The following is a 20,522-nucleotide window of genomic DNA, read 5'->3' as shown; positions in this document are numbered from 1 at the left end:
GTTACGAAGCGCATTTTTTATGCCCTAAAATTTTATGTGGGGAAATAAATTCAAAACCTGCTCGATAATTTCTACTTTTTGGCTTTTAGCTAAATATGCGGCGTACACGTCCCGGGAATAAACCGGTGCGCTTTCAATTAGATGTAACCGTTGTGACGCAATATGCTCAAACGTCATCTGACGGGGAAGATAAGCACTGCCTCCGGCATCTAATATAAAATTGAGTGCAATTCTAGGTTGGCTCATCATATGTTTTGGCGGTGGCGCTGCACTAAACTCCCTTAAATGCTGTGCATTAATGGCCTCGCCGTAATCAACCATGACATAATTATCCATATTTATTGCTGAATTTAGTGGCATTGGTTCTGATGAAACTAGCGTTAAAGGAACTGTAGCGACTTTTTCAGTCATTAGTTCTTCGACATAAGGGGCTCAAACAAAAACGCGATATCAATTAGGCGACTAAGAAGATTTTTCCGCAATTCAAAAGGGCTATAGTTTGTTGTCATCAAACTTAAGTCATCTAAATTTCGATGAATTTTTTGTAACCAACTCTGCAAAATAATATCCCAAATAGACATCATTGACCCAATGACCAGTTGCGACGAAATATGTTCAGAGACGCCAACATCTTGTTTGGTCTTCTGCCACATTAATAACAGCTCGTTGGCGTGTTTTATTAATCGATTGCCTTCCGGTGTTAATTTGAGGTGTTTTTGACTGCGGTCAAATAACATGACCCCTAAATCGTCTTCGAGCAGTTTAATTCGTGCACTCACGGCGGATTGAGTTATATAGAGCGATTCTGCCGCAAGTCGAAAATGCAGCGTACGGCTTACTTCCAAGAATGTTTTAAGTAATTCAATTTTCATGGCTTTTTCTTTCTTACCAGTCTAATCAAAAAAATTGATTAAACCGACCAAAATATTGCGTTTTGTTGTTTGATAAATGCAGTCTACACTCTTTAAACATTAACCCGTTAGTGAAACGGAAACAAACTTAAAAGTTGGACAAAATATTATGAAAATCGCAATTTTATCTCGCAACGCAAACTTATACTCAACTCGTCGCTTAAAAGAAGCTGGCGAAGCAATGGGTCACGAAGTGGATATTATCGACACTCTTCATTGCTACATGGACATCACGAGTAGTCGTCCAACGGTTCGTTACCATGGTAAAGAACTGCCAATGTATGATGCGATTATTCCGCGAATTGGTGCGTCGGTAACGTTTTACGGTACAGCGGTTGCGCGTCAGTTTGAGATGATGGGAACGTTTAACGTTAACGAATCGGTTGCTATCAGTCGTTCTCGTGACAAATTACGCTCTTTACAATTGTTATCTCGTAGGGGCATTGGTCTACCGCGCACTGGTTTCGCGAGCAAGCCAGACAACATTAAAGACTTAATTAAAAATGTTGGTGGCGCACCCGTTGTTATCAAATTACTTGAAGGTACACAGGGAATTGGTGTTGTATTAGCCGATACGGCAAAAGCTGCTGAAGCGATTATTGAAGCGTTCATGGGCTTAAAAGCAAACATATTGGTTCAAGAATTTATTAAAGAAGCTGGTGGTGCCGATATTCGCTGTTTGGTGGTTGGCGGTAAAGTGGTTGCCGCGATGAAACGTCAAGGTGCTGAAGGTGAATTCCGTTCTAACTTACACCGTGGCGGATCTGCTGAAGTGATCAAGTTAACGAAACAAGAGCGTGAGACTGCGGTAAACGCAGCAAAAATAATGGGTTTGAATGTATGTGGGGTCGATTTACTGCGTTCACAAAACGGACCTATGGTTATGGAAGTTAACTCTTCTCCAGGCCTTGAAGGTATTGAAAATGCGACGGGTAAAGATGTAGCCGGAATGGTTATCGAATTTATTGAAAAAATGCAAAACTACATGCGACAAAAACGCGCGGTAAAGGTTAGTAGGTAAAGATATGAAAGGAATGACGATGGCGCCATTAAAAATTGGCGAATTTACAATTATGCTATAGGTGAGCAACGTAAAATTGAATTACCCGTTGCTAAATTGTATACCGATGCTGATGTATCTTTACCTGTGCATATTTTTCGCTCTAAAAAACTATGGACCAACAATATTTATAAGTGCAGCTGTGCATGGTGACGAGTTGAATGGGATTGAAATTATCCGCCGTCTTATCACCCAGAAGAACTTTAAAATTATTCGTGGAACTGTAATTGCTGTGCCTATGGTTAACGTATATGGCGTTGTAAATCAAAGCCGTTATATGCCTGACCGACGTGACCTAAACCGTTGTTTTCCGGGGTCAAGTAAAGGTTCATTGGCTGGTCGTGTTGCGTTTAAATTTTTGAATGAAATAGTCAAGCAGTGTGACTACGGTATTGATTTGCACACAGGTGCGATTCATCGTTCTAATTTGCCACAAATTCGTGCCGATTTAACCGATGATGCTACTAAAGAGTTAGCCCAAGTATTTGGGGTTCCTGTTGTATTGCATTCAAACGTATTAGACGGTTCTTTGCGTCAAGCGGCAGTAGAAAATGATACTAAGGTATTGTTGTACGAAGCCGGTGAAGCTTTACGATTTGACGAGTTTTCAATCCGAGCTGGAATGAAAGGTATATTAAATGTTTTACAGTTTTTAGGCATGATGCGAAGAAGCTCGGGCAAAAAACGGAAACCATTAGAACCTTTTATTGCTAATAGCAGTGGCTGGATGCGGGCAAATGCGAGTGGCATTGTTCACAATAAAGTTGATTTAGGTGACCAAATCGAGAAAAACGATATCTTAGCTGAAATCGGTAGTCCATTTGGTGAAGTCATCGATGTTGTAAAAGCAACACGCAGCGGTATTTTGATTGGCAAACAAAATATTCCGTTAGTGCAGGAAGGTGAAGCTATGTTCCACATTGCTGACTTTGAAGAAGATAGCTAAGGACATTGTAGAGCAAATTGAAACTGTTCAGGGCCAATTATTACCTGATGGTATGCAAATTTAAATTTAGGACTCAGTGATGAATAACAAAAAAATCATAGGGCGTTTAGAATCGATAGCATTGCCAGATTTGGCGATAGGTGATTTACAAGTACGAGTGGATACTGGCGCTAAAACGTCATCGTTACATGTTGATAATATTCAAAAAGTAGTTAAAAAAGGCAAGCCTTTAGTCAAGTTTGATATTCATCCTGACGTCCATAATGTTGACAAGGTCGTCAGTTGTATTGCACCTATTTGTGATATTCGCAAAGTGAAATCATCAAACGGTGAAGCAGAGCAACGTTACGTCATTGAAACTTTATGTGAGTTAGGTGACGAGCAGTGGATGATTGAAATATCGTTGACTGACCGCTCTGACATGAACTACTTAATGTTGTTTGGCCGTGAAGCAATAGGTAAGCGATTTTTGGTGGACCCATCAAAAGTGTTTATTAATTCTCAAACTAACGACGAAATAAAAGTGTAAGTTATGGATTTTCAGCAAACATTTAGTTCGATTAGAGATGTATTAGGGACAACAATATTTACTGTGTCGGAGCAACCCATCACCTTTGGTGGGCTGCTTATGATACCGATATTGATTGTTTTGGGTCTAAAGCTAACTAAGATGTTAGTTCGACGTGTTAGTCAAAATTTGGCGTCAAAACACACCGACCCTAATGTCATTCACTTGATGCAACGATTGTTTTATGTTGTTGCGATAGCGATTTTGGTTATCACCATTTTAGACATTTTAAATGTGCCGATAACTGCGTTTGCATTTCTTTCGGGTGCCATTGCCATCGGTTTTGGTTTTGGAGCCCAAAACATCATTAACAACTTCATCAGTGGTTGGATTTTGATGTGGGAAAAGCCAATAAGAATAGGCGACTTTTTAGAAGTTGAAGAAGTTAAAGGTGTGGTTGAAGAGATCAATACGCGGTCAACTCGTATACGACGAGTGGACGGGGTTCATATGCTAATACCAAACAGTAAACTGCTGGAAAATACCGTGGTTAACTGGACGTTAGTAGACCGGTTAGTCCGCTCTACTGTACGAATTGGGGTAGCCTATGGCTCAGATCCAAAACAAGTTGCGGCCTTAATTCAACAGGCGACAGATGAGCAACAGGAAGTATTGCAAGATCCAAAACCGATTGTTACGTTTGAGGATTTTGGCGATAACGCGCTAATATTTGACGTTAATTTTTGGATTAACTCAAGTGTTGAAGGAGGACTGAGAATGGCTCGAAGTCGCATCAGGTTCAGGATAAGCGAGTTATTTGAAGAAAAGAACATTGTTATTGCGTTTCCACAACGTGACGTCCATATTGACGGTGCGGTTACCATTACTCGGGCACCAAAATAATTAACAATTTTCAATACAGTTGATGACGTTAGTACGTTATGCCATCAATAAAAAACGGTCACCAAAGGTGACCGTTTTTTATTATACAGGGTAAGGAACCTTTATTTAAAATGAATACTGTAACCTCAAAGAGGTCGCGGAACCTTGATTAATGAGCAAAGCGTTTTTACCTGATATATCGGCTTGTTGATAACCAAGCTGGGCTCTAAGATGTTTGCTATAGGTGTAGTTTAAACCGTAATAAAGCGATGTCGCTTCCGTACCATCGTAATTATCCCGCGCATTTAGCTCACCATATCGAACCACTAAACTTAAAGCACCATAATCCGATTCTGGTTTTATGCCTCCGAGTTTGCCATTTTTGTAGTCCATTCCTTCACCGGTTAAGGTGTAGGTCATTTGTGTGTAGAAACCATCGTATTGACTGTTTAAGTCTGACGAGTTTGGGTCGGCAGTGACTTTTTGGTTAAAATATTCGCCTTGCAAAACAACTCTTTCAGCTATAAACGCAAATTCAAGTCCGGTGGTAGATTGGTCTGTCGCGTCGATTTTTTCACTTTCTATAATTGAATTAGATCCATAAAGCTCTAAGTCTTCGTTAATTCGAATAGAGTCATCTGGATCTTGATTGCGGCTGGTGGCAGAAAGACCAAGATGCAATCTGAACTTATTGGTTTGACTGAATGGCAAAAGAAACTTTTTGTTATATGTCGCCCGAGCGGTTATCGCTGTTTGTTTAAAATCAATGTCTTCGGAGTTATTAAATACACCGACAGCCCACGTATAGCGCTTTTGGTTATCGCTAAGCATGATTCCGACGTTGCGTTTAGGAGCAAAAGTATTGGTTGCCATCGACCGTTCCATGGCCCCAACTTTTGTTGAGCTTGTTAGATATTCTAAACCCATAGGCTCTTTAAATTGACCTACCGTAACGTTAAAGGCAGAAAAATATTTGCTTTTAATACTGGCGTCTTTGACTTCTATTTTCTCTTCTATTTGGTCGTAGGCGACTTGGAGTTCGGCACTCCAAAGTTCAGAAAATGTATATTCAGCGGTTAAGTCTAAGCGCCGCAGTAATGCATCTTCAAAATCATCGTCGAGAAACAAATCATCTGCTTGACGAACATCAACCATAACCTTGCCTGATATCTCTAAAGCCGGTTTTTGTTCGGCCTCGTTTTCAACATTTGATTCGGCGGCTGTTGCAGCGGGTAATGTAAAGAGCGTCAATACCGATAAAGCAAATGCAGCTTGGGCAGTATTGTTAACGATTGATAAATCAAAAGGTTTATAAAACATATATCATCACTTCATTCTATGGGGTTCACGGGACGACGATAAAACACTTTTAATAAGGCACTGTCCCTTAAAAAATCGACATCACCGATTTCAACGTTGGTCACTTCCACGCCAAGTCGTTGCTCTAAATCAGCATAAAGTTGCTGACTTTCGCTAGGCTTAATTAACGCAATATTTTCATAACGAACCAGTTTGTGTTCGATGGTTTTAGTAAATAAAGACGTTTCACTAAATCGTGTAATGATACATAGAGCCGCATTGACCCCAGTAAGTTCCATCATACTTAGCGAACTTACCGAAGAAAGTAATGAAATTGCAATTAAAACAAAAAGGTAGGTCATATCACGCACTGACAATGTTTCGGTTCGATAGCGTAACATGGAGAAAACGGCAAATAGACCAAAAGCGAACCCCATGGACATCTCGACATCGTGAAGCAGGGCGGTGACAAAAAATACCCCATTACCAAAGACTAAAAAGCCAGAACTAGATTCACTTTGGGCATCGTTTCGATAATAAATGCCTCGTAATAAAACGATTAGACTAACAAAATTAATTGCGAATCGTGTTAAAAAATCGGTATTAAGAAGTTCAAACGTTAGGTTCATTAATAACTCCGTGGCGGCGTTTTAACGCCAAAAGGGTAGGTTTAAATAAATTAGATTTAATCTCATTTGGTCGCAGTAATGCCGTCCCCAAACAATATTTGCTAAACGAGCTGGGTCGCAACCCGTTGTGTTTTAAGACTCGATAAAGTGGTGAGCTTAGGTTTAATTTTTGTTGCTTTAATTCGACAATACAAACCCGGTCAAGGGTGATTGTGTTGTTGGTTTGTAAGTCTGTAAACTCAGTATTTAAGTCTATTGTCACCCGCTCACCAAGCTGTTCGTTTGCCAAACTTAACCGTTGGTAATTGCAATTTTGAACATCGATTAATGCCCCAAATTTCTGCAAGCACTGCTGCGTCGTAAAGGTTGTAAACTGCTTAGCTTCATTGTCGGCGACAATTTTAATTCTGGTTTTTTCGGTGCGTGATTTATTAGATTTAATTTTAAGTTCAAAAAAGCTAAATCATGATCGGCATAACAGCGTCGTCGAACTTTAACACGATTAAGTTTACCGTTGTGGTGCTGATGATAAAAATCAAATTCTGGCGTGTCGTAATAGACGTTTTCATATTGAGCAAGTAAGTTGCCATTTATATTTAACAAGCTGCAATGGGGCTTTAAGTCTTTTAACAATAAAGGCAATTGGGCCATAGGTAACAAAAACTTACTGTCGACCCGATTCATTAATTTTGCATTTTTAAGATCATCTAACCCATGCTGGTTAAACGAATTTAATATATTCAAATCGAGAGAAAAACTACGAGCTCCCACAGGCTTATGGCTCTACAAATACGGCTTCTACACTCGTATTTGAACTAAGGGTAATGTGCACTTTAGCGCCTTCCATTTTTTGTCCGTTAACTAACCAATGAGAAAAGACTACGCTATCTTGTGGCTTAGCTTCAAATTGAATAGGTATGGAAGAGAAATATCGACCTTGCCATGAAGCGTCATTTAACTCGATTGAATTCAATTGAATCATGGCCTTGTTCGGCAAATTATTGTCTATGGTGAGTGCATAGTCTTGATTTAGTGCAAAATAGTTTTTTATATGTGTGCGCATATATCCCGGGCGAAGCATGGCAAATTCTTGCATTATTGCAACCTCGCTGTGCCACGGTTGCGTGCTACTACTGCCTGTCCAACGTTGAAATTGCGCCGGAATTTCAGACTCAATATGGGCAGCTAAATTGGCGATATGTTGAGAAACCGCGTTGGGTTCAAATCGACTATTTAAGTCATCTGAAAATTGGTTAATAAAACGATGTTTAAAGCTTTCATTGGTCAATAGCGAACGCAGTAGTAATGTGGACCAAGGTGGATTTGGCCAATCAGGACCATATTCGGTAGTGGCAAAACTTAACGAGTCAAATGAGTTTTGCTCATGCCAGCTGGGGAAGTTATTAAACGAAAAATCTGTGTCATATAAAATCCAATGCCACTTGCCGCTTTTGGGACGCCACATTTTAATATTATTTCAGGCCAATCGTGGTTGTCGAAATAAATTTGTGCAATTTGATAACGCATAAAATTGTCGATATCAATTTTACTGTCTACATATGCGTAATTGTCGTCATTGTTTAAGTTATTCGAAGCCACAAATGCCATTAAGTTTTTAAAGTCTCTATTGTCGCCATGAACCAGTACGCCGTTGGCTTCAACAATATCGATTTGGTCGGGGTTTAGGTCATGTTTGCTCGCCAAAAAGTGTTCGTTCACTTTTTCCCGTAAGTTGTATAGTCCCCAGAAAGCTCCGTTTAGATAAACAAGGCTGGGTTGAGCGGCTTGAACATCGATACCTGAGCCTGCCATTAGCCGAGTTGTCGCAATGTCCTTAAACATGGTTTTTAGCCAATCCTAGCCCGAATTTCGAAGGACTAAACTTTGAAATTTATCGTAGGGTAGATCATCAAAAAACGTACCTTCAATTTCTTTTTCACCATAACGCCCGCGAGCAAAGAGTGAAAATGAACGTTGTTCGTTCGCGCGACTCCAGCCTCCAAATATTTTGGCTCCTAAATCAATTTCAACCAATAAATTGTTATCACGACCGTACATGGAAAAATGCATAGGTTTTTCCCAGTCTTGCCAAAAATTTGAATTGAAAAATGGCAAGATACTATTGGCATTGGGACCTGAAACATACATTCCGTTATGGTGATCCCATAAATTTTTATCTTCAGTGACCAAAGAAATTATAGGTAAAACATGATCTTTATTAGGTAAAAATACGCGTGTCGAAGTGGGTGAAGGGATTGCATTGGGGGCAAATATGGCTGCTCGAATAACCGTGTCGGCGTCGATATTTATTGGCCCGGAATAGAGTGGCGAGGTTTCTGTCGGCACGCTGTGATCCGTCGTATATCGAATTTCTTGCCCAGTCTCAGCGCCACTAATAATTAAACTGAGGTCATCAACAAGTCCGCCTTGATGTGAATAAATTGGTTCATTGATTACGGCCCCTAAAAACGAGGTGCTCGAATTTTCTTGTTCCGGTGTTGCCTCTTTAAAATAAACTGACTCACCCTCGTCATTTATTCCTACTGAGCCATTAAGTGAGTGCCGACCCACTAAAAGTGAATGAACTAACTCCCCAGTGTCGTCAATTAAATACAAGGTTTCAGGGTCGGTACTTGATAGTTTAAAATTACTATGCAGTTCATTATCTGTCAGCTTTAATAGCGCAGGTGGCGTTACACCACTTGTAAAAGGCAATTCGCCGTTGTTGATATGACCCGTTAAATACGGACGCATTGACATATCACTCGACGACTCTCCGTGGTTATGGACTTGAATTGCTAACACATTGTCGCCGATTATCAGTTCATCAATGAATGCGCTTACATCAAATCTTTCAGGGGAACCGCCAGAGTAGATAACAGCTTCATGTGAAGCGGTTGCGGGGGTATTGTAGCTTGGCAACAATCCGCCAATATTATTACGAGCGATTTCTTTGCCGTTTAAGTACGCAACAAATGCGTCGTCATAATCTATGTCTAAAAATAATTGTTCAATTGCTGTGGTGTTATCGAGGTTAAAGGTAAAGCGAGCGAATATCGAGCGCACTCCAGCTTCTACTATAGTTGTGTCGTCATTATCGCCATAACCAAGACCTGATTTTCCCGTTGACCAACCTGCAGTGTCAAAGTTAAGTTCTGGCCAATCACTTGCAACAGCCGATTTTGGCGTGAGGTAGGTAACATCGTGTTCAGTGGTTACAAATGTTCGGTATTGCCCAGAAAATTGGCGATCTTTGTCAGACGCCCAAACCAATAGATAGCTTTTGGGAGAAATAGCCATTGCTGGAAATGACCATTTTGATGGCTCGTCAACATCGTCTGTAAGTGACCAATTAGCGAGTGATACCGTTTCATCTGAGCCATTATATAACTCGATCCAATCAGGGGAATCGCCGTCTGCATCGTCGTATAAAGAGTTTTGGGAAGCGGCTTCGTTGATAACAATTTGAGAAATTTCACCGTCTGTAATGTCTGGTGTGGTATCAACCTGTTTTTACTTTCGCCATCGCTGCCACCGCTGCAAGCAGACAGGAGCAAGCAAGTTAAGATCACGCTAATTTGAATGTTCATTTTATTATTAGTCTGTTATTTCATGCCAATGCGTAAAATTTAGACTAAAGCAGTTTTTTCTATTTGTCAGTATAAGTTTTTGCCCTATACGTTATGAAAAACACCTTTAAATGCAGTTATTTGTTAGGAACAACATGGGGAATGGGGCTATCGGATAATTTAAGTTGAACCAATAGCCGTCATTATTTTCGACTAAACGGATTTTTGTGCGACGAGATGGACAGTGCTTACTCGACGCTCTAAAAAAGCGCCCTCGCAATAACACAGGTAATAATCCCAAAGGCGTTTAAACTTCTCGTCGTAACCAAGTTCATTTATATGTGACCAATTGCTTTGGAAACGTTCTCGCCAATGATTTAGCGTTTTTGCGTAATCGATACCAATATCAGCCAGAGTAATAGGCACCATTTCGGTATATTTTGTAAGGTGCTGGTTCATCACAGTAACAGAAGGCAAACAACCACTATGGGAATATGTATTTTTGAATAAAATCAACATTGTTTGCGTAATATTCAAATCGCTGATCGGCAATGGTAATGGCTTGAAGCAGTAACTTTCCGTCTGGTTTCAATAAAGAATTAAGCTTTTTGAAATACGTTGCAAAATACTCTTTGCCCACAGCTTCAATCATTTCAATTGAAACGACCTTGTCATACGTTCCAGTGAGTAAGCGATAATCTTCTTTCAGTAAAGTGATCTTGCTACTAAGGCCAAGCTCGTTAACTCGGTTATTGGCGTAATCAAATTGCTGTTCAGAAATGGTTGTTGTTGTGACATGAACGCCATAGTGTTGAGCGGCGTATATTGCTAGGCCTCCCCAACCTGTACCGATTTCAAGTAGGGATTCGCCAGGCTTTAGGTCGAGCCTTTGGCAAATGAGTTCAAACTTGTTTATTTGCGCTTGTTCCAAAGATTGGTCTGGGTCGCTGAATATAGCCGACGAATACACCATATTGTCATCTAAAAATTGCTCGTATAAATCGTTACCAAGATCATAGTGGGCCATGATATTTTTTTGGCTTGGAACATTGAGTTTCGATTACTGCGATGCATGAGCCAATCTGCGATTTTCGACAATACAGACTTACTGTTCTCAAGTTTATCCAATATTGCTTGGAATCGAGCAAATACGCGGATTAAGGTGACTAGATTATTGCTTGACCACTTGCCATCTAAATAGGCTTCAGCGGCGCCGATACTACCGCCCTTAACCATGTCAACAAATGTGCTACTGTCGTGGATAATGATCTGGCTTTGCAGTTCGGAGTTTAAATCGCCAAAATACTGTTCGTTAGAGCCTTCTTTTATCGTTAGACCGGCGTCTGTCAGTTTTTCAAACTGCTTAAAAACAAGCTGGCGACAACGCTTCTCAAACCACGAATGTTTTATTTCATTATCCGACTGGATTCTAATGTTTTCCATAGTTTCCTCAAGGTTTTGGGTTTGCGATAAACGGTATACGTTTCGCAAATAATTTAGCCGCTTGCCAATAAATCCCTAATACGATTTTGAATGTCATTAAGGGATGCTTAAACAGCACTTTTAACAGATTTCGGCGGTTTAACACTGTCTTTTTAAGGGTCAATGTTGCGTCGAATACTTTGTCAGTTTTGTGGTTTTCAATATGCACAAGTAACTTGCTTTTTGGAGGGCTCACCCGCCAGTGATAAGTCATGTCTATTGGCATAAATGGTGACACATGGAAGTCCTTTTTATTGGTACTCCCACCAACCACGTCTAAGTTAACTAAATAATAGTGAGTCTGATTCCAAGGTGTATTAGAAACCTCAGCTATCATCACCACGCACTTATTTTGGCTATAGCAAAAATAAAAATTTACTGGGCTGAAATACAAACCAAAACAACGACATTGAGCAACAAGTATTATTTTGTCAATTTCTCGGCTTTCGCCTAATTCCAGCGCTTTGTCTTTAATACGTTTTTTTAAATCAGTTGGATCACTTTTATTTTTCATGTAATCCGATTGCTTAAATCTTAGTGGTGACCACCAGTTTGTGCCAAATAATCGAGACTGTTGCGTTAATTGTGGGATTTCATCAACATCAATGGCAACCATGAACAGGCCATAACTGAATTCATGTTGTTTAGGGCTAAAACGGCGGTGTCTTATTTGTCCAACATATAAGCCGCTGTTGAGCTGTTTGCTCATAGGTAGAGACCAAACCTTGCGGTTACATCAAGTGCACTTTTAACGCCGTCTTCATGAAATCCGTTGTACCAATAAGCACCCGCAAAGTGAATGTTATTGGTTCCACATATTTCTTCTCGGCGTTTTTGTGCTTTAAAACTTTTGTTGTTAAAGATGGGGTGATGGTAAATAAATTTCTTTAATACTTTGTCAGGTTGAATGTTTTGAGATTGATTTAAGGTGACACAAAACGTGTGTGGTGTGTTTTTCAATCCCATTAAAATATTCATATTGTAGGTCACCGCAGCGGGTTGATCTCGATTGTCGTCGAGTTGATAATTCCAGCTGGCCCAAGCGAGTTTGTGTTTGGGTAATAAATTGGTATCGGTATGTAATATGACTTCATTTTGTGAATATTCGATATCACCCAGTATATCTTGTTGCTGGGCGGTTGGATTATCTAATAGGGCAAGTGCTTGATCTGAGTGACAGGCTAAAATGACTTCATCAAATTGTTGTTGGTCACCGTTTGAAAACTCGATGATCGGGCCTGTCTCATCTTGAATAACTTTGGCGATATCTGAGTTTAAAATGATGTTGTCGGCAAAGGGTTTTATTAAATTAGGAATATAATTTTTTGAGCCACCCGGAATGACATACCACTGGGGCCGATCACTAATATTAAGTAAGCCGTGATTGTAGAAAAACTGAATGAAAAACTGCAACGGGAAGTCCCGCATTTGAGTTAGGCTGGTGGACCAAATCGCTGCGCCCATTGGCAAAATGTAATGTTGAGCAAAAAAATCATTAAACTTCTGATCTTTTAAAAACTGTCCAAGTGTTAGGTTTGGGTCAATTGCCCCTTCCGTATATAAGGATTTGCATGTTTTGTTAAAACGTACAATCGAACGTAGCAAACGCCAAAAGGTCAGGCTAAAAATATTTTTGCGCTGGGCAAATAGGGAATTTAAATTGTGCCCATTATATTCCAAACCTGTAAGTGTATTTAATACACTAAAACTCATCTCAGTTTCTTGTTCGTCTATGCTTATTTGACCAAGTAGTTTTTGAAAGTTTGGGTAAGTACGGTCATTAAATACGATAAACCCAGTGTCAATATCATAGGATTTGCCGTCTAAATTCACTTCAACGGTAGCAGTATGCCCGCCAATGTAGTCATTTTTTTCGAAGACATTGACATTGTGACGTTTAGATAAAAGGTGAGCACTAACTAAGCCAGATACGCCAGTACCGATTACTGCGATGTTTTTCATTTAAACGTCCTTTACAGTTAACAATGTCTGCCACTTAACAGGCAAAAGGGAAAGAAATTTGAGGGTCAAAATAAGCATAAGTGGAAAGCGTATTCGATTTTTCTTTTTCGAAATTCCTTTAACAATGGCGTCACTGGCTTCCTTGGCGGTCATTAAAAATGGCATGTCAAAAGTGTTTTTATCGGTCAAAGGGGTTTTGACAAAACCGGGTTCGACCAATGTAACGGTATAACCTTTTGGCGCTAGAGATTGTCTCATTGAATTGGCTAAATAATTGATACCCGCCTTTGAAGCGCCGTAGGCTTCTGCTTTGGCGAAGGGAAAATAGGTGACACTCGAGCCGATAAAAACGATGTGACCGCTAAGGTTTCAATCTTGGGAGCCAAAGATTGAGGCAATATCCAATGGAAATTAAATTGGTTTTAATGATCCGTTCAAACAATTTGTCATCAAAATTGATGGTGTCGTCGATGTATTCGCAGTCGCCTGCGTTTAGGACAATTAAATCTAAATCAAAAATTGCTTTAGAGGCCTCTTCGATCTCTGGCTTGTTGGTGACGTCAAACTGCAGCGGGTAGATATTTTTACTCGATTTAGTCAGAGTATTTAGTCTATCTACATTCCGGCCGCAACCATACACTTGATAAGAGTTTGCGAGGTTTTTGGCAATTTCTGCACCTATGCCAGAAGTAGCTCCGGTTACCAGAGCAATTTTAGCCTCACTCATGACGATAACTTATTTTTGAGTTTTTTATGACGAGGCCAATTAAAGGCACATGTTCATACACCATTTGGCCTAAATCGAGATAGTCTTTGTGGTGAGTGACTCTGTCTTTTTCGCCAACAAGTTTACTGTGACCAGTTACGGTTATTGGCTTGTGGCTGTTAAGACGTCTGTGACGATAGGTCATTGTCCAATATACAGCGGCGTTTTTATCTTGAAAAAATACTTCGTCTATAACGAAAGTGCATTCCGTAACATTGCTATAAAGTTGATCAAAATATTTAAGCAGTTGCGACATACCCGAAAGTTGATGTGCAGGGTCACTAAATTTAATATCTTCGTGGTAGACATCAATTATATGATGGACGTTTTCAACCGAAAGTTGTGAATAAACTTCGATGAATTGGCTTAACCATAGCGGTTTATCTGGCTGCTTAGACATTATTTCATACCATAAAATTCTATTGCGTTTACGCGACTCGATTTTAAGTCGACAATTTCAGGCCAGTATTTATCCGCTTGACCCTGTTGGATAAGATATTCAAAAGGGGCATGGATGTATTTGTCTGGCACATCTCTTAACTCTGGTAGATATGTACGTATGAACTTGCCAGACGGATCAAACTTTTTACTTTGAGACTGCGGATTAAAAACTCGAAAATACGGTTGAGCGTCACAACCAGTGCCGGCAGACCATTGCCAACCACCGTTATTTGCCGCAAAGTCGCCATCGATTAATTGCTGCATAAAATAAGCTTCACCTAATCTCCAATTTACGAGTAAGTTTTTGGTAAGAAAACTCGCTACAATCATTCTTAGACGATTGTGCATCCAACCGGTTTGTTGCAGTTGTCGCATCGCAGCGTCGATTATAGGGAAGCCTGTTTTAGCATCTCGCCATAATTGGAAATAGGTTTCGGTAGGTGGCCACTGAAGCTGATCGTATTTGGCATTAAAACTCCGGCCCTTGATTAAGTCTGGAAAATGGAACAGTAGATGGCGATAAAAATCTCGCCAAATCAACTCATTTAACCAACTAAATTCGGCACTGTCGGGCGAGTACAAAATGTCTGGGTGTTTATACATTAATCGTTTTAAAACGCTACGGGCACTTATCGCACCGATGGCTAAATAAGGCGATAGTCCAGATGTCCCTTTTACACCAGGGATGTCTCTGTCCACCTTATAATTTGCTAATTTAGTTTGAAAGAACGTGGGTAAAACCGTTTGTTCAACTTCGTTTGCAAGTGGCCATTTGCTTGAGAGCTGATTTTGGTCGGAAGCGTCGTTAACTTGAGTGAGATGATTCTCAAGGGAAAGTGAGAAAACCCAGTCATTTGAACTTGCTCTAACCAAATGCGTCGGTAAGCTGAAAAACTCGATACATCTCACCTTGTTTATTTTTGATGGTCCCTTTGGGAACTATCGTATCGGCTTCAGTAAGGTGTAAGTTAATGCCACTTTTGATGATCTTGTTGTCGCGAATTTGCTCATTGAGTTCTAACTCAGAGTTCGCGTATACCGTGGTGATATCGTGTTGTTCACACAATTTCGCAAGGCTAGTGTGTTGTTCGTTAAAATCGGTGGTATCGATAACAAGGAGTTCGATACCTAACTGCGCTAACTGTGATTTTAATAACTGAACGTGGCGATGAATAAAGTTAATTTTAACTTCCGCCATCTGGTGTTTTCGCCACTGTGGTTCGCAATTAAAAAACAGCGCCAATTTAGTATTGGCGCTTAATGCGTTTTGGAGGGCGGGATTATCATCTACACGTAAGTCATTGCGGAACCAAATAATTGAATGATTATTCATCGGTGTTTAGTACCCGTATCGCAGACGTAATTGCAAAGGGTAAGGTGAAAAATAACTTTGCTTCGATAGATAGTCGTTAGGGTATTCTTTTAAATAGTGGCTAAACAAAGTTAATGGCGCAAACAAAGGAACAAGTCCTTTACTGTAACCATCTATGTTTTCTAGCATTTCTTGCTTTTGACTCGCTGTTAAGAACTTTTGAAGTAACCCAATAGGTGCATCAATGTATTACAGTGTCCTTTACGCGTTGCATTTTTACTTAATGCGGCCATTAAGTCTGCGATGTACTGCTCTGCTAGTTCTTCAAGCGGCAAGGTGCTAGTGCCCAATTTGTTACCTAACTTTTTATAGGTCGCTATGTGATGAGTCATGAGCAGATATTTATGCTTTGCATGAAATTCGGTTAGGGCATGTTTAGTTACTTTTGCCGCCTTGAGTTCCTGCCATTGACGATAAACAAACACGCGCATGACAAAGTTTTCACGTAATGCCGCGTCATTAAGGCGACCGTTTTCTTCACACGGTAAATTAGGATTATTGAGCATGATTTGTTTTGCAAACATACCAATACCAGATGAGTCTGAACCTTTACCGTCTGCTGAATAAACTTTTACCCGTTCCATACCGCAACTCGGGCTTTTGGCGCAAAAGATAAAGCCTGAAAGATGGTCGGTTTGTTCAGCAACTTTTTCCCATACTCAGTTAACGCATCCGTTACATCCATAGTGCCATCTGGTCGACTGACTTTGATCATGTCTTCGTGGCGGATCTGCCTAATGGTTGGGCGAGGTACCGGTAATCCAACGGCGACTTCTGGGCAAAATGCCTGATATTCTACAAACTCAGATAGTGCGTCCATGCAAAATGTAGAACGTTTATGGCTTTTGTCGAACCGAACTTCCTGTCCAGTTAAACATGCGCTTATGCCAATTTTAATTTTGTCTGTCGACATCAATTCTCTCCTAACTGAGCTTAATAGATTAATCTGCCAATGGGATTCAGCAGTCGGCTCACGCCATGACTAAAGTGCAATGAATCACTGACAACTGTGTAACATAAACAGCCTTCGACTGTTTCAGGTTGATGCTTATGCTCGCCATTGAGCCACATAAAATCTCCGACGCCGTAACTTCCCATTTCGTCGGTAAAGCTGCCGTCTAAAATTAACGTTATTTCAAAACCATTATGGGTATGGTGTGGTACTTCACCACCGGCTCCTATGTACAACATGCTGCTGCGTAGATTCCCGTCTGGTATCTCCATTCTGCTGCGACTAAGCTTGCCAAGGTTTAACCAATCACCAAAATTGATGTTTGATAATGCTCTTGGTATTGGTAGTGTTTTATTACCGGCTTCAAAAAATTTCTGAGCAGTAGGTTCCATACGTGCAAGTGAGTCATCCTGAGTAATTGCATTGAGCATATTTTCTAAATCAAGTTCAGGTTCTGTTCCAGATGGCATTTGGGTTTCAAATTCACCATCGGTGACATAGTCTTGAGTTGCTAATTCTACATCTGCGACCTCAGCTGTTTTTGCGTCTACAATCGCTTTACAAGTGGCACACATATCAACGTGCAATGAAACCGCAACAGTAATAGATGCGGGTAATTCCGCTTTGACATAAGACTGTAAAATATCGAGTGAAGGGTGATGATTAATCATTTTGTTCTCCAAACTCTTGTTTTAAACGTGAAAGGGCGAGTCGAAGTCTCGATTTAACTGTGCCAAGCGGAATGTCCAAATGCCGGGCAAGTTGCTCTTGTGAAAACTCTTGAAAAAAGACACCTTGTACAATTTGCTTTTGTTTCTCAGGCAAACTTTCTACTTTCTGAAGGAGTTTTTTATCGAACAAATGATCAGTAAATACATCACTTTCGACCACGACCTCTTCGTGAATAGGCCATAAATCGTCAGAGATATTTTGTTCACATTGAGTTTGCTTTTTCCGTAAGTGGTCAAAGCACAAATTTCTCGCAATAGTATAAACCCAAGTTGTCACTGCACCTTTGTCAGCATGATACAAATGGGCTTTTCGCCAGATTTGAGTCATAGCCTCTTGCATTATTTCCGCCGCTAAGGCGTCATTATGCACTTGGCGACTGGCCATGCGTTGCACCTTGCCACTGAACCAATAAAATAGGTTAGCAAAACTTTGCTTACAACGTTTGTCGGCAACTGCCAGCATCCAGCCTTGTAATTGCGATGTGTCGTCTTTATCCATAATCGCCCTGTTCTGGCCGATTAAAGCTGACTGTTCTTGATGTCGGTTCATTGTGTTCACAATAGTTACTCAACGATTTTCGATTAGTCAGTTGTACGGCGGTTAAAATGATTTGGATCACAATAGCTCATATTTTTATGGTAGGCGAATTTTGTAACCCTAAGACCATGGTTTGTATAAAGTTTTGAGCGACGTCAAAAGTTGATGATTGAATAAACTTGGCACGGTGTTGATAAGAAATTGGTAAAATTTCGAGCCAACGTTGATTCACCCAAACGGGATTGTGCCATTGTGGCGCTGCGTCAAATAACGCATTTTGGTAAAGCGAGCCATATTGTTTATTTTGCGTCATAAGTTGTTGTAATTGCGCCGCGAGTCGTTGACTATATTGATCCTCATCTCGTTCGGGCCAATGCTCCAAAACACTGATTGTTGCGCACCGCAAACCATCATGTTCGAGTTCCATGTTGGTCAGTTCTACTAAGTTGTTTGCTTTAATTACAATGCCAAGTAAGCCATCCGGTAACATCTCAAAGTCAACGATGCTGACATGTACACCCCATGGCGAGCTTTCGTGGACTAAATCTGGTTTATACAGACTGAGAACAAATCCACTTTGCATCGATTCTTTAACCATGCGTATGTAACGTTGTTCAAATATTTTCAACTTAGTAATGCCACCGGGTAAAAGATAAACCGAAAGTGGGAATACGGCGCAGCGTAGAATATTAATGTTGATCTCCAGAATACGTAAAACTAAAACATTCTTTTATTACGTAAACGATAGGTGTTGGGATCAAGTATAGAAGTAAAATTTAAATTTGATTAAAAACAAAATAATTAAGTTTATTTAACAATTGATAATAGTTTTTCGTCTAAACAGTTCCAAGCTGTGGCAATGCCTGATATTTTAGTTACTTGTCTAAATTAAAGGAAGTCATAACATGTTTAGAAAAAGAACAATTGCAATGGTTTTTTGTTCGGTATTAGCAATCCAAGGATGTGGCGAAAAATCGGCGACAGAATATATGCAGGAAGCGCAAACTGCACTTTCTGAGGGTAGTACCGAAACCGCTATGATTCAGCTAAAGAACGTTTTGCGAATTGAACCGCAAAATGCAGAAGCGCGATTTTTATTGGGTAAGCTGTATCTCGAACGTGGTGATTGGGCTTTTGCACAGAAAGAACTCGAACGAGCTCTTGAATTAAGTTATTCCGCAGATGAAGTCGTGCCATTGGTTGCAGAGGCCTACCGTAAAATGGGGGCAGACTCACAACTGTTAAAGCTTGACCTAAAATCTAAAGGCATTAAAAAAAGTGACTTAGTTAAAATTAGATACTATCAAGCAAAAGCTTATATCCAAGGGCAACAAGAAGAAAAAGCCCAAAGTATCATCAATGAAATCAAGCAGATTAAAACGAACTCTGAATATAAATCACTGACTTCTTATTTGGAATATAAGTTAAAAAAACAAGATGATGCTGCGTTAATTCAATTAAAAGCCGTCTTAGACAAATCACCAGAACATCCAGAAGCCCTATTATTAACCGCATTAGAATCGTTAAAACAAGGTGATGCTGAAGCTGGTATCGAGTTCCTCGCTAAATATCGTGACGTTGCTCCGCTTGAATACGAATATCACTTTTTACTTGCGCAACTTTATGTTGATTACAAAAAGTATGAAAAAGCAGAAGAAGTAGTTGATGAATTACTGACTATCAATGCAAATCAGCCTTACCTTAACCAAATAAAAGCACTTGTTCGATTCCATCAAAAAGATTTTGAACAAGCATTACATTTTGCCAACATATCCATTATGTCTTCTCCTGAAGACATACCAACACGACTTGTTGCCGGTGCAGCTGCATTTGAACTTAGAAAGTTTGAAGAGGTTTATCAACACTTAAATCTTATCGCAAGTGCCTTACCGGAAAATCACCAAGCGTTAAGGTTATTAGCTAAGTCACAGTTAGAATTAGGCTATGCACTTGAGGCCAACGATACGGTTAAACGCTTTGTTGAATTGGACGAACGTGATGCAATTTTATTGTCGTCAATTGCTGGAGCTTTGAGTCAATCGGGTGAAAAAAGAAAGCTAGCCAGCTTATTATGCGTAACGAAGAGAATAAATTGGAAGGGAAACCTTAACTCAATTTGGTCTGGTGAAATTGTCGCTAAATGATGTGTCGGGGATTCTAGATTTAGAAAATTCACTGCCTAATTTAACGAATGATGAGAATCAAAAAGTCATTGTTCAACAGGTATTATCAAATAGTTATTTACGGTCTGGGAAATTTGAGGAAGCAAGCAAAATTGCACAGGAATGGTTGCAGCAAGACGCCATGAAGTTTGATGGACATATGTTAATGGCGGCGATTGCAGTAAGTAAAAATGAGAAAGAACAAGCTACCGCAAGTTATCTTCAAGCTCAAAAAATAAGACCAACGGAACCGTCACCACAATTGGCTGTCATTAATCTCATGCCTACAACGAGCTAGGATGAGCAGTTTGC

General features: G+C 40.0%; 21 protein-coding genes and 5 pseudogenes. 6 read left to right on the top strand and 20 right to left on the bottom strand.

Annotation, left to right across the window (positions count from 1 at the left end; translation table 11 throughout):
- Positions 1–24: 24 nt before the first annotated feature.
- Positions 25–411, bottom strand: a complete 387-nt coding sequence (locus tag PN838_RS11490) for a hypothetical protein (RefSeq protein ID WP_272180750.1) — start codon at positions 409–411, stop codon at positions 25–27.
- Positions 411–872 carry a LysR family transcriptional regulator gene (locus PN838_RS11485; protein ID WP_272180749.1) on the bottom strand — a complete coding sequence of 154 codons (462 nt, stop codon included), beginning with the start codon at positions 870–872 and terminating at the stop codon, positions 411–413. Before PN838_RS11485 ends, PN838_RS11490 begins: the two co-directional genes overlap by 1 nt.
- Before the next feature lie 148 nt (positions 873–1,020).
- On the opposite strand from PN838_RS11485, the pseudogene rimK reads away from it, so the two are divergent.
- From rimK to PN838_RS11465, 4 genes and pseudogenes are all read left to right on the top strand, one after another.
- Positions 1,021–1,925, top strand: a pseudogene (rimK, locus tag PN838_RS11480) (30S ribosomal protein S6--L-glutamate ligase).
- Positions 1,926–1,951: 26 nt separating this feature from the next.
- Positions 1,952–2,981, top strand: a pseudogene (locus tag PN838_RS11475) (succinylglutamate desuccinylase/aspartoacylase family protein).
- A 15-nt stretch (positions 2,982–2,996) separates the two neighbouring features.
- The gene (locus tag PN838_RS11470; RefSeq protein WP_215964227.1) at positions 2,997–3,446 is read left to right on the top strand and encodes an ATP-dependent zinc protease family protein; all 450 of its coding nucleotides are present in this window, start codon (positions 2,997–2,999) and stop codon (positions 3,444–3,446) included.
- 3 nt (positions 3,447–3,449) lie between these two features.
- Positions 3,450–4,328: a mechanosensitive ion channel family protein gene (locus tag PN838_RS11465; protein WP_215964226.1), complete on the top strand. Its 879-nt coding sequence runs from the start codon at positions 3,450–3,452 to the stop codon at positions 4,326–4,328.
- Between the two features lie 105 nt (positions 4,329–4,433).
- On the opposite strand, the gene PN838_RS11460 is transcribed toward PN838_RS11465, so the two are convergent.
- The 18 genes and pseudogenes from PN838_RS11460 to PN838_RS11360 form a co-directional block, all read right to left on the bottom strand.
- Positions 4,434–5,627, bottom strand: a complete 1,194-nt coding sequence (locus tag PN838_RS11460; RefSeq protein ID WP_272180748.1) for an OprO/OprP family phosphate-selective porin — start codon at positions 5,625–5,627, stop codon at positions 4,434–4,436.
- Between the two features lie 11 nt (positions 5,628–5,638).
- Entirely contained in the window at positions 5,639–6,235 is a 597-nt protein-coding gene (locus tag PN838_RS11455) for a DUF4956 domain-containing protein (RefSeq protein ID WP_215964224.1), read from the bottom strand.
- A pseudogene (locus PN838_RS26335) lies at positions 6,219–6,886 on the bottom strand (polyphosphate polymerase domain-containing protein). The gene PN838_RS11455 and the pseudogene PN838_RS26335 overlap by 17 nt, the downstream one beginning before the upstream one ends.
- A 124-nt stretch (positions 6,887–7,010) precedes the next feature.
- Positions 7,011–7,700, bottom strand: coding sequence for a CotH kinase family protein (locus PN838_RS11440; protein ID WP_272180745.1), 690 nt, complete (start codon positions 7,698–7,700; stop codon positions 7,011–7,013).
- Positions 7,595–8,077 carry a CotH kinase family protein gene (locus tag PN838_RS11435; RefSeq protein WP_272180744.1) on the bottom strand — a complete coding sequence of 161 codons (483 nt, stop codon included), beginning with the start codon at positions 8,075–8,077 and terminating at the stop codon, positions 7,595–7,597. Before PN838_RS11435 ends, PN838_RS11440 begins: the two co-directional genes overlap by 106 nt.
- 15 nt (positions 8,078–8,092) lie before the next feature.
- Positions 8,093–9,694 carry a lamin tail domain-containing protein gene (locus PN838_RS11430; protein ID WP_272182574.1) on the bottom strand — a complete coding sequence of 534 codons (1,602 nt, stop codon included), beginning with the start codon at positions 9,692–9,694 and terminating at the stop codon, positions 8,093–8,095.
- A 323-nt stretch (positions 9,695–10,017) separates the two neighbouring features.
- A pseudogene (locus PN838_RS27285) lies at positions 10,018–11,247 on the bottom strand (class I SAM-dependent methyltransferase).
- Between the two features lie 7 nt (positions 11,248–11,254).
- On the bottom strand, positions 11,255–11,995 hold the full coding sequence (locus tag PN838_RS11410; RefSeq protein ID WP_215964220.1) for a DUF1365 domain-containing protein: 741 nt from the start codon (positions 11,993–11,995) through the stop codon (positions 11,255–11,257).
- Positions 11,992–13,248 (bottom strand): NAD(P)/FAD-dependent oxidoreductase, encoded by a 1,257-nt coding sequence (locus PN838_RS11405; RefSeq protein WP_272180740.1) that lies wholly within the window; start codon positions 13,246–13,248, stop codon positions 11,992–11,994. The genes PN838_RS11410 and PN838_RS11405 overlap by 4 nt, the downstream gene beginning before the upstream one ends.
- The gene (locus tag PN838_RS11400) at positions 13,249–13,593 is read right to left on the bottom strand and encodes an SDR family NAD(P)-dependent oxidoreductase (protein ID WP_272182573.1); all 345 of its coding nucleotides are present in this window, start codon (positions 13,591–13,593) and stop codon (positions 13,249–13,251) included. It abuts the gene before it with no gap.
- A 16-nt stretch (positions 13,594–13,609) separates the two neighbouring features.
- Positions 13,610–13,975: an SDR family NAD(P)-dependent oxidoreductase gene (locus PN838_RS11395; protein WP_272180739.1), complete on the bottom strand. Its 366-nt coding sequence runs from the start codon at positions 13,973–13,975 to the stop codon at positions 13,610–13,612.
- Entirely contained in the window at positions 13,968–14,414 is a 447-nt protein-coding gene (locus PN838_RS11390) for a nuclear transport factor 2 family protein (protein ID WP_272180738.1), read from the bottom strand. Before PN838_RS11390 ends, PN838_RS11395 begins: the two co-directional genes overlap by 8 nt.
- Positions 14,414–15,328 carry a cryptochrome/photolyase family protein gene (locus PN838_RS11385; RefSeq protein WP_272180737.1) on the bottom strand — a complete coding sequence of 305 codons (915 nt, stop codon included), beginning with the start codon at positions 15,326–15,328 and terminating at the stop codon, positions 14,414–14,416. The genes PN838_RS11390 and PN838_RS11385 overlap by 1 nt, the downstream gene beginning before the upstream one ends.
- Complete coding sequence (locus tag PN838_RS11380) at positions 15,321–15,788, bottom strand: deoxyribodipyrimidine photo-lyase (protein ID WP_272180736.1); 468 nt, start codon at positions 15,786–15,788, stop codon at positions 15,321–15,323. Before PN838_RS11380 ends, PN838_RS11385 begins: the two co-directional genes overlap by 8 nt.
- Before the next feature lie 6 nt (positions 15,789–15,794).
- Positions 15,795–16,740 (bottom strand): annotated as a pseudogene (locus tag PN838_RS11375) (YbgA family protein).
- A 20-nt stretch (positions 16,741–16,760) separates the two neighbouring features.
- The gene (locus tag PN838_RS11370; RefSeq protein WP_272180735.1) at positions 16,761–17,450 is read right to left on the bottom strand and encodes a ChrR family anti-sigma-E factor; all 690 of its coding nucleotides are present in this window, start codon (positions 17,448–17,450) and stop codon (positions 16,761–16,763) included.
- Positions 17,443–18,060 (bottom strand): sigma-70 family RNA polymerase sigma factor, encoded by a 618-nt coding sequence (locus PN838_RS11365; RefSeq protein WP_272180734.1) that lies wholly within the window; start codon positions 18,058–18,060, stop codon positions 17,443–17,445. The genes PN838_RS11370 and PN838_RS11365 overlap by 8 nt, the downstream gene beginning before the upstream one ends.
- Before the next feature lie 76 nt (positions 18,061–18,136).
- Positions 18,137–18,736, bottom strand: a complete 600-nt coding sequence (locus PN838_RS11360) for an LON peptidase substrate-binding domain-containing protein (protein WP_272182572.1) — start codon at positions 18,734–18,736, stop codon at positions 18,137–18,139.
- Positions 18,737–18,953: 217 nt separating this feature from the next.
- Between PN838_RS11360 and PN838_RS11355 the strand changes: the two genes are divergently transcribed.
- Both PN838_RS11355 and PN838_RS11350 read left to right on the top strand, forming a co-directional pair.
- On the top strand, positions 18,954–20,192 hold the full coding sequence (locus tag PN838_RS11355) for a tetratricopeptide repeat protein (protein WP_272180733.1): 1,239 nt from the start codon (positions 18,954–18,956) through the stop codon (positions 20,190–20,192).
- Positions 20,179–20,508, top strand: coding sequence for a hypothetical protein (locus tag PN838_RS11350; protein ID WP_272180732.1), 330 nt, complete (start codon positions 20,179–20,181; stop codon positions 20,506–20,508). The genes PN838_RS11355 and PN838_RS11350 overlap by 14 nt, the downstream gene beginning before the upstream one ends.
- Positions 20,509–20,522 lie beyond the last annotated feature (14 nt).

The sequence above is a fragment of the Psychrosphaera algicola genome, from assembly GCF_028401425.1.
Taxonomy (GTDB): Bacteria; Pseudomonadota; Gammaproteobacteria; order Enterobacterales; family Alteromonadaceae; genus Psychrosphaera; species Psychrosphaera algicola.
Note: the sequence above shows the minus strand (reverse complement) of the source record. Positions and strands in the feature narration are given on the sequence as shown.